The sequence below is a fragment of the Pseudonocardia sp. OZ21 genome (assembly GCF_059359135.1).
The window spans coordinates 210435-223344 of sequence record NZ_JCADBN010000010.1 but is presented as its reverse complement, the minus strand read 5'-3'; the positions used below and the strand labels follow the sequence as shown (position 1 = coordinate 223344).

Annotated in this window: 12 protein-coding genes and 1 pseudogene; 2 read left to right on the top strand and 11 right to left on the bottom strand. The window is 71.4% G+C overall.

Annotated features, from left to right (window positions below; translation table 11 throughout):
• Nucleotides 1–79 precede the first annotated feature (79 nt).
• The 7 genes and pseudogenes from AC5L35_RS23430 to AC5L35_RS23400 all read right to left on the bottom strand — a co-directional run.
• Nucleotides 80–2746 (bottom strand): annotated as a pseudogene (locus tag AC5L35_RS23430) (glycoside hydrolase family 2 TIM barrel-domain containing protein); the annotation flags it as partial.
• Nucleotides 2747–2850: 104 nt separating this feature from the next.
• Nucleotides 2851–3678 (bottom strand): carbohydrate ABC transporter permease, encoded by an 828-nt coding sequence (locus AC5L35_RS23425; RefSeq protein WP_495061819.1) that lies wholly within the window; start codon nt 3676–3678, stop codon nt 2851–2853.
• The gene (locus AC5L35_RS23420) at nt 3675–4619 is read right to left on the bottom strand and encodes a carbohydrate ABC transporter permease (protein WP_495061818.1); all 945 of its coding nucleotides are present in this window, start codon (nt 4617–4619) and stop codon (nt 3675–3677) included. Before AC5L35_RS23420 ends, AC5L35_RS23425 begins: the two co-directional genes overlap by 4 nt.
• On the bottom strand, nt 4619–5893 hold the full coding sequence (locus tag AC5L35_RS23415; RefSeq protein ID WP_495061817.1) for an ABC transporter substrate-binding protein: 1275 nt from the start codon (nt 5891–5893) through the stop codon (nt 4619–4621). The genes AC5L35_RS23420 and AC5L35_RS23415 overlap by 1 nt, the downstream gene beginning before the upstream one ends.
• A gap of 87 nt (nt 5894–5980) precedes the next feature.
• Nucleotides 5981–6952 (bottom strand): LacI family DNA-binding transcriptional regulator, encoded by a 972-nt coding sequence (locus AC5L35_RS23410; RefSeq protein ID WP_495061816.1) that lies wholly within the window; start codon nt 6950–6952, stop codon nt 5981–5983.
• Between the two features lie 101 nt (nt 6953–7053).
• Complete coding sequence (locus tag AC5L35_RS23405; protein ID WP_495061815.1) at nt 7054–7452, bottom strand: TraR/DksA family transcriptional regulator; 399 nt, start codon at nt 7450–7452, stop codon at nt 7054–7056.
• Nucleotides 7453–7565: 113 nt separating this feature from the next.
• Nucleotides 7566–7718 (bottom strand): hypothetical protein, encoded by a 153-nt coding sequence (locus AC5L35_RS23400; RefSeq protein ID WP_495061814.1) that lies wholly within the window; start codon nt 7716–7718, stop codon nt 7566–7568.
• Nucleotides 7719–7844: 126 nt separating this feature from the next.
• Here AC5L35_RS23400 and AC5L35_RS23395 point away from each other — a divergent pair, with 126 nt between their 5' ends.
• Nucleotides 7845–8300 (top strand): nitroreductase family deazaflavin-dependent oxidoreductase, encoded by a 456-nt coding sequence (locus AC5L35_RS23395; RefSeq protein WP_495061813.1) that lies wholly within the window; start codon nt 7845–7847, stop codon nt 8298–8300.
• A 100-nt stretch (nt 8301–8400) separates the two neighbouring features.
• Here AC5L35_RS23395 and AC5L35_RS23390 read toward each other — a convergent pair whose 3' ends face one another.
• The 4 genes from AC5L35_RS23390 to AC5L35_RS23375 form a co-directional block, all read right to left on the bottom strand.
• Nucleotides 8401–9048, bottom strand: coding sequence for a CG0192-related protein (locus AC5L35_RS23390; protein WP_495061812.1), 648 nt, complete (start codon nt 9046–9048; stop codon nt 8401–8403).
• An 89-nt stretch (nt 9049–9137) separates the two neighbouring features.
• Entirely contained in the window at nt 9138–9938 is an 801-nt protein-coding gene (locus AC5L35_RS23385; RefSeq protein ID WP_495061811.1) for an excalibur calcium-binding domain-containing protein, read from the bottom strand.
• Nucleotides 9939–10078: 140 nt separating this feature from the next.
• Entirely contained in the window at nt 10079–11086 is a 1008-nt protein-coding gene (locus tag AC5L35_RS23380) for an ATP-dependent DNA ligase (protein ID WP_495061810.1), read from the bottom strand.
• Between the two features lie 183 nt (nt 11087–11269).
• Nucleotides 11270–12220: an NADP-dependent oxidoreductase gene (locus AC5L35_RS23375; protein ID WP_495061809.1), complete on the bottom strand. Its 951-nt coding sequence runs from the start codon at nt 12218–12220 to the stop codon at nt 11270–11272.
• Between the two features lie 50 nt (nt 12221–12270).
• On the opposite strand from AC5L35_RS23375, the gene AC5L35_RS23370 reads away from it, so the two are divergent.
• The gene (locus AC5L35_RS23370; protein WP_495061808.1) at nt 12271–12894 is read left to right on the top strand and encodes a TetR/AcrR family transcriptional regulator; all 624 of its coding nucleotides are present in this window, start codon (nt 12271–12273) and stop codon (nt 12892–12894) included.
• The last annotated feature ends 16 nt before the right edge of the window (nt 12895–12910 follow it).

Below are 12910 nucleotides of genomic sequence, written 5' to 3'. Positions count from 1 at the left end.
CACGCCACGATATGCGGGTGGTTGCGGTCGAGGAGGGCCCTGCCGTTACCCGGATCGGCGGGGCCCCGCCCCGCTCAGATCACCACGGGCGGAAGGTCAGCCGGAGGCTCGCCTGGTGCGCGTGCAGCCGGTACTGCGGCAGCACGCCCGGCCCGCACGACTCGGTGCCGAGCCCGTTCTGCGCGACGTCGAGGTTCAGGTGCACCAGCGGGCCGGGGACGAGCTCGACCGCGTGCCGGGCAGCCGCCAGGTCCTCGCTGGTCCAGTGCCGGGCCGTGAGCTCGAACGTCGGGCTGCCCTCGATCCGCAGGCCGCGCCCGTCGGCGCCGGTGAGCGTCGCCCACCGGACACCCGCGCGGTTGCCGTTCTCCTGCGGGACGACGTACGGGGTCTGCAACCCGTCGACGGTCGCGCTGAACCGCCCCACCCGGGCGGCCTGTCTGCTGTCGGCGTACGCCTCGCCGGGCCCGAGCCCGAACCATGTGACGCGGTCCAGTCCGGCGGGCAGGGCCATCCGCAGGCCGAGCCGGGGCAGGGTGCAGGGCCAGTCCCCCTCCGGCTCCACGTCGAGGTGCAGGTGCACCGCGTCCGGCGCGAGCGTCCAGCGGTAGGTCGCGAGCATGCCGAACGCCTGTGCGGGCGGCGCGACCCGGCTGCGGACCACGACCTCGTCAGCGGCCTGCTCGACGCTGATCACGCGATGCTGGAGCCGGTGCAGGCCCGCGGCCCGCCACGCCTTCTCCTCCACCGGCTTGTCGTTCTCGGTCGGGGCCCGCCAGAGGTCCAGCCGCGGCCCCGCGACGGGGTATCCGCCGAGCTCGCGCAGCGTGCCGTCGACGGGGTCGAACACGGGAGCGCCGAGCGTCCGGGACGGCGCGACCCCGGCGGACGGGGTTCCGGAGGCAGGCGGGCTCACCGGCACCTGCCCCCACCCGACGACGTGCCCCGCCGCGGCCCACGGCGCGTCATCGGCCAGTGCCGCGGTGACGGTCAGCCACGCCTCGCGCGACGTGGCCGGCAGGTGCGGCGTCGGCAGGACCACCGACGCGCCCGGTGCGACCTCGGGCACGTCGAGCACGCCGAACGCCAGCGGCTCACCCTCCTCCTCCAGGATCCACGTGAACGTCAGATGGTCGAGCCCGACGACGTCGTAGTGGTTCTCGACCGTGAGGCCGCCGGAGGTCCGGTCTCCCGAGATCCGCACCGGCTCGATGACCTTCGCGAACTCGAGCAGCCCCGGCGAGGGGGTGCGGTCGGGGAAGAGCAGGCCGTCGATGACGAAGCTGCCGTCGTGGATCGGCTCGCCGAAGTCACCGCCGTAGGCGAAGAACTCGCGGCCCTGCGCGTCACGCCGGGCGATGCCGTGGTCGATCCACTCCCACACGAAACCGCCGTTGCAGTTCGGGTACCGCTCGAACAGCTCGCGGTACTCCAGCAGCCCGCCCGGGCCGTTGCCCATCGCGTGGGCGTACTCGCACTGGACGAACGGCATCCCGCCGGCCCGCCCGATCTGCTCGACCTCGGCGTGGCTCGCGTACATCCGGCTGTGGACGTCGACGTACTCGCACGCGCTGTCGCCCTCGTAGTGCACCGGGCGGGTGGGGTCGCGCCGGCGGACCCAGTCCGCCATGTCGGCGAGGTTCTTGCCGGTGTGCGCCTCGTTCCCGAGCGACCACATGATCACGCTCGGCCGGTTCTTGTCCCGCTCGACCGTCCGGGTCATCCGGTCGAGGCAGGCGTCGCGCCACTGCGGGTCACCGGTGGGGTTGTGGTCCCAGCCGACCGCGCTGAACCCGTGGGTCTCCAGGTCGCATTCGTCGACCACCCAGAGACCCAGCTCGTCGCACAGCGCCAGGAACGCCGGGTGCGGCGGGTAGTGGCTGGTCCGTCGGCCCGCGCGGTCTCGTACGGGACGGCCCGCCCGTGCTCGGGGTGGAACTCGTGCCGGTTCACGCCCCGGAACATGATCGGCAGGCCGTTGACCGTGATCCGGCCGTCGGTGATCGCGACGGTGCGGAACCCGATCCGCAGCGGCACCCGTTCGGTGTCCGTGGCCAGGGTGCCGTCGTAGAGGCGGGGGCTCTCGGCGCTCCACGGCGCCACCTCGCCCGCCTCGATCGGCGCATCGACGGACCTGTCGATGATGCCCAGCTCCGGAACCGACAACCGGGCGGGCGCCGCGGTCTCCACGCGCAGCAGGCCGTGGCCGGTGGTGTGGTCGTAGTCGGCGCGCAGCCAGTAGTCGTCGATGCCGCCTGCCGGCCGCGCGACGAGCGTGACGTCGCGGAAGATCCCCGAGAGCCACCACATGTCCTGGTCCTCGAGGTAGCTGCCCGACGACCACTGGTGGACGCGCACGACGAGCAGGTTGGCGCCCGTGCGCAGCACCGCGCTCACGTCGAACTCGCTCGCGAGCCTGCTTCCCCGGGTGACGCCCAGTTCGGTGCCGTTGAGCCAGACGCGCCCGCACGAGTCGATCCCGTCGAACCGCAGCAGCGCCGGGAGCCCGGCCCACTCGTCCGGGACGTCGAACGCGAGGCGATGGTCGCCGGTCGGGTTCTCCGACGGGACGAAGGGCGGGTCGATCGGGAACGGGTAGGCGACGTTCGTGTACGCGGGGCTGCCGTGCCCGTGCAGCTGCCAGTGGGACGGCACCGGCAGCAGCGACCAGCCGGAGTCGTCGAAGTCCTCGCGCTCGACGCCGTCCGGCGCTGCCGCCGCACTCGGCGAGAGGTGGAAGCGCCACTGCCCGCCCAGATCGAGCGACGGCGCGTCGGAGGCGAACCAGGCACGGGCCGGACGGGCGCCGTGGCCCGGTGCCGGGTCGTCGATGTAGGACATGCGGGCAGATCAGCCTTTCACGGCGCCGGCGGCGATGTTCTTGATGAAATGGCGGGAACCGATGAGGAACACCACGAGCAGGGGCAGGATCGCCAGCAGCGTGCCCGCCATCACCAAGCTGTAGTCGGTGCCGTACACCCCGTTCAGCTGGGAGAGCGCAACCTGCAGGGTGAGGTTGCGCGAGTCGACCATGATGATCAACGGCCACAGGTAGTCGTTCCACGCAGTGATGAACGTGAAGATCCCCAGGAACGCCAGCGCCGGGCGTAGCACGGGCAGCGCCACGTGCCAGTACGTCCGGAAGAACCCGCAGCCGTCCATCCGCGCTGCTTCCAGCAGTTCGTCGGGCAGCGCGCTCGCGCAGTACTGGCGCATCCAGAAGATGCCGAACGCATTGGCGGCAGCCGGAATGATCAACGCCTTGAGGTCGCCGACCCATCCGATCGTCGCCATGATCGAGAACTGTGGGATCGCCGCGAGCTGGGTGGGCACCACGAAGGTGGCGAGCAGGATCCCGAACAGCACGTTCCGGCCGGGGAAACGGTACTTCGCGAAGGTGAACGCGGCGAGCGAGTCGAAGAACAGCACCAGCACGGTGGTCGCCACCGCGACGATCACGGTGTTCAGCAGCGAGCCGAAGAAGTCGATGCTCGCGAACACCTCGGCGACGTTGTCGAACAGGTGCGGGCCGAACGTGAGCTTGGGCGGTGTCGTGAAGATGTCCGACGTCGTGTTGGTCGCCATCACGGCGAGCCAGTAGTAGGGGAACAGCGTGATCACCGCGCCGACGGCCAGCAGCCCGCCGCCCAGCAGCTTGACCCGCAGCGACGGGGTCATCGGGACACCTCCGCGCGCTCGGGGCGCTGGATCAGCCGCCAGTTGATGATCGCGAAGATCACGACGACGACGAAGATCCCCCAGGCGATGGCGGCCCCGTAGCCGAAGTCGTTCTCGAGGAAGGCCATGTTGTAGAAGTAGAGGACCATCGTGGTTCCGGCGTCCTGCACGCCGCCGCGGTCGCCCACCAGGACCTGAGCCTCCGTGAAGACCTGCATCCCGTTGATCGCCGACATCACCACGGAGAACAGCACCACCGGCCGCAGCAGCGGGAGCGTGACGCGGAAGAACGTCTGCACCGGCCCGGCGCCGTCGATGCGGGCGGCCTCGTAGACGTCGGCCGGGATCGCCTGCAGCCCGGCCAGGAAGATGATCGCGTTGTAGCCGACCCACCGCCAGATGATCATCACCGAGATGGCGACCTTGATGCCCCACGGATCGGTCAGCCAGCCGACCGGGTCGAGGCCGATCGCGCTGAGGAACGCGTTGAGGATGCCGAACTCGGTGGAGAACACCGAGCTGAACACGATGGCCATCGCGACGACCGACGTGACGTTGGGCATGAAGTACGCGATCCGGTACAGCCCCTTGAAACGGATCGAGGCGTTCAGCCCGAGCGCGATGAGCAGCGCCAGCACCGTCATCGGCACCGTCGACATGATCCAGATGATGAACGTGTTGCCGATCGCGTTCCAGAACTCGGCGTCGGTGACGAGCAAGGCGAAGTTGTCGAGCCCGATCCATTCCATCGGCCCGATACCGTCCCAGCGGTGCAGCGCGAGGTACAGCGAGTAGAACACGGGGTACGCGCCGAAGACGACGAACAGGATGTAGAACGGCGAGATCGCGAGGTACTGCGGAAGATGGCGGAACCGCCGCCGCTGCGGAACCTGTGCGATGGGCGGCGCGCTCGGCGCTTTGCGCGGGAGCAGGTCCGTCATCACAACACCCCCGATCGCTGCAGGAGCCGGTCGATCGCGGAGCGAGCGTCCTGCCACGCCTGCTGCGGGTCCTTGCCCGCCGACTCCACGTTGACCAACTCGTCGGTGAAGCAGTTGCTGATGTCGATGTCCCACGGGCTGAAGTAGGCGGGCTGCACGCCCTTCGCCGACTCGCCGAACACGTCGGCCGTGATCTGGCCGCCGAAGAACGGGTCGGGCTGCCGGGCGGTGACGTCGGTGAACGCGGCCGGAGCCGACGGGAAGAGCCCGACGTCGGCGTAGTGGCGCGCCTGGTTGGTGGGCGAGAGCAGCCAGCTGACGATCTCGAACGCCGCCTGCGGCTGCGGGCAGTACCGGGTGATGGCGACGAACGACCCGCCCTGGTTGCCCGGCCCACCGGGGCTGCGGCACAGGCGCCACGCCCCCTCGGTGGTCGGCGCCGACTCCTTGATCTCGCCGGTGATCCACGAGGCGTTGACCAGGCTGAGCTCCGTGCCGTTGTTCCAGGCGGCGTGCCGGTCGACGGAGCCCGTGGTGCTGCCGTTGTCGAAGTAGCCGGCGGTCAGGCCCTTGTGTACGGCGGTCAGTGCCCGCTCCCACGCGCGCCGGACGGGCTCCTCGTCGCCGATGAACCGCCCCTGGCGGTCCATGTACTTGCGCGGCTCCTGCGCCATCGAGTACGTGAAGACGGTCTTGGCGTCGGTGATCAGGTACCGGCCGGGCAGCGCCCGCTGCACCTCCTCGCCGAACGCGAAGTAGTCCTCCCACGTCGCCACGGCACGGGCCACGTCGTCGGGCTCGCTCGGCATCCCGGCCTGCGCGAACAGGTCGTGGCGGTAGAACAGCGCGGCGGGCCCGGTGTCGACGGGGAAACCGAGCAGCCGGCCGTCCGGCGTGGTGCCTGCCTCCCACTTCCACGGCAGGTAGTCGCCGCGGAGCCGCTCCGCGCCCATCGCGTTGAGGTCGACGAACTGGTCGGCGTCGCCGAAGTACCCCGCGATGTCGTCGTTGAGCATCGTCATGTCCGGCAGGTAGGCACCGCCGGACATCGTCGCGAGCAGCTTGTGGCGCAGGTCGTGGCTGACGTTCGCGGGATCGAACCCGGCGCCGGCGAAGCGCACGGCGGCCTCGTCGAGCACGGCGGGCGAGAGACCGCGGGTCCAGTACCAGAGGGTGAGCTTCCCGGGGCTTGCGGTCCTCGGGCTCGCGCACCCCGCGAGCGCGAATGCGAGAGCGCCTGCCGCCAGGAAACGGCGGCGGGTCAGTGCAGTCATCACACCTCCGGCGACGGTGCCGTGACCGGTCACGTGAACGGTCACGGAGAGTGTGGGACCGCGTCGATCCACTGTCAAGAAGTGCGCCTACGCCGTTCCGCGCAGCACGAGCGCGCCCGTGATCGTCGTGACCTCCGGGGTGGCGCCGGCGAGCAGCGTGGCCACCTGCTCGACGGCCAGCGCACCGAGTTGCCGCGTGTCGATCCGGACGGTGGACAGCGGCGGCTCGACGAGGCTGCCGATCTGCACGCCGTCGAACCCGATCACCGCGCAGTCCTGCGGCACCCGACGCCCGAGCATCCTGGCCCTGCGGACGGCGCCGATCGCGATGACGTCGTTGTAGGTCAGCAGGCCGTCGAGATCGGGGTGCGCGTCGAGCAGCGCAGCGACGCCGATCTCCCCGCCCTCGACCGATTGCGCCGCGCCGATCACCCAGCCGTCCAGTCCGTGCGCGCGCATCGCGTCGAGGTACCAGCGGCTGCGCACGCTGGGCGCCGCGTGCTCGTGGTCGAGCATGCCGATCCGGCGCCTGCCGCCTGCGACGAAGTGCGCGACGGCGGCGTGGATCCCGGCCTCACCGTCCACCCGGATCGAACCGAAGCTCGCACCGGCGCTCTCCCGTCCGATGTAGACCACGGGGATGCCGCCCGTGTACCGGGCGACGACGTCGGTGGGGGCGTTCAGGTATCCGACGATCGCGTCGACCTGCGAGCCGATCACCTCGAGCGTGCCGAGCTCCTGCTCGCCGTCGCCCGCGGTGTCGTAGACCACCACGTGCCAGCCGCGCTTCCTGGCCGCCTCCAGCGCGGCCGAGGCGACCTCGGTGAAGAACGGGTTCAGCAGGTCGGGGATGACCAGCCCGACCGACGTCGTGTCCTGCCGGACCAGCGCGCGGGCGAACCTGCTGGGCCGGAAGCCGAGCTCACGCGCGGCGTCGAGCACCCGTTCCTTGGTGGTCGCGTCGATCTCGGGCTTGTCGTTGAGCGCCCGCGACACGGTCTGGTACGACACCCCCGCCGAAATGGCGACGTCGCGGATCGTCACCCGCTTGCCGGCCATCGGTCCTCCTTCACGCGGGAGGTGACGCTAGCAGCCGCGGCCGGGCGCAATCCGCCACGCGACGCGCGGCCGAGTTCAGACGAGCGCACCACGTGCGTCCGTCATCGCGGGCGGCCGGACCGGCGCTCCGCGCAGACGATGCACGTCTCGGCGGCGGGCACGGCCTCCAGGCGTGCCTCGCCGATGTCGCGCCCACACGGCACGCACCGGCCGTAGACACCGGCGGCCAAGCGGTCCGCCGCCCGGCCCAGCGCCGTGAGGTCCCGGCGGGCGCCGGCGAGCAGACCCAGCAACTGCGCGCGCTGGACCGCGATCGTCACGCCCTCCGGGTCGTGCTCGTCGTCGTGGGTGTCGAAGGCCTGCTGCTCGGCCAACCCCTCGACCTGCCGCTCCAGCCCGGCGATCCGATCCGCCGTCTCCTCCCGCTCCGCGGCGAGCCGCGCAGAGACGTCTCGTCCGTCCATGACGGTGGAACGGGTGGGGTCGCGCCGCCGTTCCACGCGGCGATCACGAAGTGCCCGAAGCGCACGAGCCGGACGTTCAGACGCGCTGGGCGTGCTCCTGGCGAGCACGCGCGACCGCTTCCCCGTGCTCGGCGTTCCACGCGCAGCTGTCAGGAGCCGGGCACGAGGGTGTTCTGCCGCGCCACCACCCACCACCGCTCACCCTCCCTGGTCGGCACGTACAGGGCACTCATCGCGTGGCCGACGTCCACCGGCTCCGCCGCCGCGTCCGTCGCCAACGCGTGCTTGGTCAGCCGGAGCACGTGCTTTCGAAGAGTCGGACTCCGAGCGATGCTGCCGGGATGTCGAGACCGGCGTGACGGCTCCGTCTCAGGGGCAGATGCGGCCGGCGTGGCCGCACCATCGCACGTACCGAAAGGACAGCCGCCATGGCCATCGCCGAGGACCTCGACCGCGCCACCGACTCGCAGTGGGACTGGGTCGCCGAGCACACCCGCACGTACCTGGCGTCGGGGGGCACCGACGGGCATGAGAACAACGGCGTGCACACCCTCGTGCTCGCCACGACCGGACGCCGGACCGGTACGCCTCGCCGCACCTGCCTGATCTACGGCACCTCGGGCGGCGAGTACGTCCTTGTCGCCTCCAAGGGCGGTGCCGACGAGGACCCGGCGTGGTTCAAGAACCTCGAGGCGGATCCCAACGTCGGGGTGCAGGTCGGCACCCGCCGGTTCACCGGAAGCGCCCGCGTCGCGTCCTCGGCCGAGCGCGCGGCCCTCTGGGCCCAGATGGTGACCATCTTCCCGCTCTACGAGGACTACGCGGAGAAGACCGACCGCGAGATCCCGATCGTCCTGCTCACCCCGCTGGATGGACCCCGCTAGCGGAAGGCACCGTGGGCGGGGACGAGACCGTCATGACGACGACGTCGACGTGCGGATCGTCCGGTGTGGAACGGGCGACTATGGCGTCGACCGCCGCCGGTCAGCTCGGCTGGCGACGCGCGTACGCCAGCAGGGTCGGCTCGGCGCTCCCCTGCCAGGTTCCGGTGAGGGTCTCGACGTCGTCGTCGGCGCCGGCATGCCCGTCGAGGATGCGCCGCACCACGAGATCGAGCCCGGACGCACCGACCGTCGTGGTGGTGGCACCGTCCACGACCGACACCGAGACGACCGACAGCGCGTCGACGCCGCCGGCACCGGAGCCGACCACCCGGGCGGAGGTCTCGCGGCGTTCACTGCGGCCGTCCGCCTGCTCCACCCACTCCTCGGCCTCCCGGCCGCCTGCGAGGATCGCCGTCGCGAGGGCGGCGGCGTACACGGGGTCGCCGCACCCGTCGTAGACCCACCGGCGCCCGAGCACGGAGTGCTCCGTGGTGCCGACGAGGAAGTCCTCGGCGCCCGCCAGCGGCGCATCGCGGTAGGTCAGCGGCACCTGGAGCAGCTGCGCGTCGCCCGTCCGCACCAGGACCGTCTCGATCCCCACCGCACCGGACGGGTCGTCGAACCGGAAGGCACCGACCGGCTCGACCGGTCCGGCCGCGGGATTGCCCGACCACGGCCGTGCCGGCAGCCATTCGGAGATCAGCTCACGCTTGTTCGGGACCAACTGCGCACGGTGGATCACGGCCATGAGGCGCAAACTACGCCGGCCCCTGCCCGGCACACACCTGAGATCATCGCGGCCGACGCCTGGCCCCTGCCGTCGGTGAACAGCGCCCCCTACTCGCAGGCGGTCCCGTCTTTGTCGCCGTCCAAGGCGGTGCGGTAACCCGGATCGCCGGCATGGAGCGGAGCAGCTCCGTCGGCCTTCGCCGCCGCGCAGTTCTTGTAGTACGCGCTGTTCTTCGGGGGGTCGTGGGGCGCCGGTGGCGGCGCGGGCTTCGGTGCCGGCTTCGGCGCCGGCTTGGGCTGCGGGGCGGGCTGATTCCTGGGGGCCACGGGTGGGGCGGGGGCAGGCGCAGCGATCGGAGACGGCTGTGGAGCCGGTGCGAGAGCAGGAGCCACAACCGGGGCAGGGGGCGCAGCAGGTGTCGGCGGGAGGTCGGGCTGGGGCGCCGGCGCCGGAACGGCCCCGGGCGACTGCGGGGACGCCAGTGGTCCGGCCACGCCCTGGATCGGCGCGGTGGTCCCGGCGTTGGTGCCCGCGGGTGGCGGCGCCGTGGCTCCGACGACGATGACGGCCACGATGAAGAACACGGGGGCCAGGCCGAGCGCAGCCAACGACAGGCCGCGGTTGGTCGCCCTGCCTTTGCGGACCCGCCGGAACGCGAAGATGGCCGGGATGATCGCGAACAGACACAGCAGGAGTCCCAGCACTGCCGTGGCCGGGAAGACGGCCAACAAGGCCCCCAGGACCACGATGCCGAACGTGACTGCGCCGAAGCGGTTCCGCGGCGGCGGCACGAGTGGGATGGGCTGCGTCGCGTCGACATCTCGCGGCGGCTGCGGCAGGTAGGCAGTTGGCGACTGCTGCCAGGTGGGATCGTGCGGTGGGTACGACGGATGCCGCGACGTGCTCACGGTGTGTCCTCCTGTGCTCCGACACAGGGCTTTCGGGTCTGACCGCGATCCGTTACAAGCCGGGGCTCACCGCTGAGAGTGCGTCGCCTCCAGCCCGGCTCCGTAGGTACTGGGGCGAGCCGAGCTCTCCGCAGACGGGATCAGTGCACGGGTGGAGCCATGGACACGTCGCTCGGCCACAGGTCCCGCCGGACGCGGATGAACCTGGGCGGGTGGCGCCACCGATCGTCCTCGAAGGCTGTGTCGACATCGAGCTCCACGACGGTCGTCGGCTCGACCTGGACGTAGGTCACCGGTTCAGCGGGTCGCTGTCCGAACCGGCTGGAGGCGATGGTCGGGGGCCACGGATGCCCGGCACCGGGCGCGGTCACCACCGCGGCGATGTCCCCGCGGGCAGCCCGGGACAACGGGGTGGTCCGGCCGGCGACCCGTAGCCGTCCACGGTGATCAGTCCGACCGACGATGAGCGCCTCGGGCTGGGCCAACGTGCCCAACACGCCGCCGACGACGGCTTCCGCGGTGAAGCGGGTGCGGACCTTGCGCCACGTCCTGCCGCCCGCGCGGTAGGGGTGGTCCAGCCGCTTCGCCACGACGCCCTCGATGCCGGCGTCGGAGTGGTTGAGCAACCACGCCCGCGCCACAGCGAGCTCGGTCGACATCGGCATGAGGACCAGGCCATGCGGGAGCCGGCGGGTGAGGAACTCCTCGAGCAGTGCCCGACGCACGCTGTAGGAACTGGAACGGACGTCCTTGCCGTCGAGCGCGAGAACGTCGAACACCACGTAAGACGCCGGCACGGTCAGGGACAGCTCCCGGGCTCGGGACTCAGCGGGATGCAGCCGCCCTTGCAGCGCGGTGAAGTCCATCCGGCCCTCGTGCCAGAGGACCAGTTCCCCATCCAGCACCACGTCGACGCCCAACTCGCCGACGGCAGAGACGATCTCGGGAAAGTACCGACCCAGCGGGCGCTGCTGGCGCGACTGCAGAGCAACCCGATTCATACCGCGGTGGGCGATGCACCGGAAACCGTCCATCTTCGGCTCCACGGCCCAGCCGCCGGGGCAACTCGTCGGGATCCGCAGTGCCGGCACCGCGATCATCGGGCGCACCGGATACTCGACGCCCGCTATGCCGACAACCTCGCTCACCCGGGGACAGTAAGCAGGTCACGGTGGGTTCGAGCTGCCGGACGGGCTGTGGTCACGGCGGGCAGCACCGGTGACCGAGCCGCCGCCCGCGAGTCGCCCCCTCCGGACGCGCGAGTCGCCCAATTCGCGCGCGCGAGTCGCCCGATTCGCGCGCGCGAGTCGCCCGATCTCAGCGGGCCCGCGTCAGTTCACGAGCACGATCTTTCCGCGGGCGTGGCGGCTCTCACTCAGTTCGTGCGCGGCCGCGACCTCGGACAGCGGGAACGCCGCCGCGACCGGCACCCGCAGCCGGCCCTCGCCGGCGAGCGTGACCGCGATCGCGAGGCCGTGCACCGCCAGCGGGTCCGCGGCGGCTCCCACCGCCGCGGCCGTGTCGTCCGCAGGCGCCCCGTGCGACATGTGCACGCCGTGGGCCGCGGCAGTGACGTCGGCGATCGTCACCACACGCGCCGGGTCGCCCGCGATGGCGATGAGGTCCGGCAGCGCCCCTCCGGCGCAGTCGAACACCGCATCCACTCCGGCCGGTGCGAGCGTGCGGATCCGTTCGGCGAGGCCGGCCCCGTACGTCGTCGGCTCCGCGCCGAGGGAACGCAGGAAGTCGTGGTTGTGCTCGCTCGCCGTACCGATCACGGTGGCGCCGCGAGCGACCGCGAGTTGGACGGCGACGGTGCCCACCCCACCGGCCGCGCCCTGCACGAGCACGGTGTGTCCGGCGCCGACCCCGAGCCGGTCGAGGACCCGGGTAGCGGTCTCGACGGCGCCCGCGGCTCCACCCGCTTCCTCCCAGCTCCACGCCGCCGGCTTGGGCGCCCACGCGGCCAGAACCGCGAAGTCGGCATTGGCGCCGCGCACGGCCGACGTGGTCATGCCGAAGACCTCGTCCCCGATGCCCACGCCCGTGACGCCGTCACCGACCTCGTCCACCGCGCCCGCGGCGTCGAATCCGGTCCGGAAGGGGAAGGTCACGGGCACCACGTCACGCATCTCCCCGGAACGGACGCGGATCTCCCCCGGTGAGACTCCGGAGGCACGCACCGCGATGCGGATCTCGCCCCGCCCGGCATGTGGTTCCTCCACCTCGGCGACGTGCATGACGTCGGGCGGTCCGTACCGGTCGAACTGGATTGCTCTCATGCGCCGGACCGTAAACGAAGCACCCCGTCCGTTTATCTAAAGTGAGAGCGGTGACGACCCAAGTGGTAGCGACGCTCCGCTCGGACGCCCGCGACAACCGCCTCCGCATCCTCGTGGTCGCTCACGCGGCCTTCGCCGCCGAGGGCCTCGACGTGCCGATCCGGGAGATCGCACGGCGCGCCGAGGTCGGCGTCGCCACCGTCTACCGGCATTTCCCGACCAAGGAAGCACTGCTGACCGAGGCCTTCGCCGAGCAGATGACCCTGTGCTCGGCGATCGTGGAAGAGGGCCTCGCGGCGGCCGACCCGTGGACGGGGTTCTGCCTGGTGCTCGAGAAGCTCATGGAGGTTCACGCCCTCGACCGCGGCTTCGCCCGCGCGTTCACCTCGCGACTCCCCGAAGCGGCAGGTTTCGCCGCCGACCGCGATCGCACGCTGCGCCTGCTGCTCGACCTGGTGCGGCGCGCGAAGGAAGCGGGCGCCCTGCGCAGCGATTTCGTACTGGAGGACATGAGCCTGGCGCTGATGGCGAACGAAGGCATCCGCGCCGAGTCACCCGAGACGAGGGCGGCGGCGTCGCGACGCTTCGCGGCGCTGATGATCCAGTCGTTCCAGGCCTCCCCCGTGCCGTCGCCGCTTCCGCGCGCCGTCCGGCTACCTCTCCCCCGACGCTAGCGGGGTCGACCTGCAC

Coding starts and splice junctions, on each gene's coding strand:
- AC5L35_RS23425 (WP_495061819.1), bottom strand. CDS start 3,678: ATGACCCCGTCGCTGCGGGTCAAGCTGCTGGGCGGCGGGCTGCTGGCC.
- AC5L35_RS23420 (WP_495061818.1), bottom strand. CDS start 4,619: ATGACGGACCTGCTCCCGCGCAAAGCGCCGAGCGCGCCGCCCATCGCA.
- AC5L35_RS23415 (WP_495061817.1), bottom strand. CDS start 5,893: ATGACTGCACTGACCCGCCGCCGTTTCCTGGCGGCAGGCGCTCTCGCA.
- AC5L35_RS23410 (WP_495061816.1), bottom strand. CDS start 6,952: ATGGCCGGCAAGCGGGTGACGATCCGCGACGTCGCCATTTCGGCGGGG.
- AC5L35_RS23395 (WP_495061813.1), top strand. CDS start 7,845: ATGGCCATCGCCGAGGACCTCGACCGCGCCACCGACTCGCAGTGGGAC.
- AC5L35_RS23390 (WP_495061812.1), bottom strand. CDS start 9,048: ATGGCCGTGATCCACCGTGCGCAGTTGGTCCCGAACAAGCGTGAGCTG.
- AC5L35_RS23375 (WP_495061809.1), bottom strand. CDS start 12,220: ATGAGAGCAATCCAGTTCGACCGGTACGGACCGCCCGACGTCATGCAC.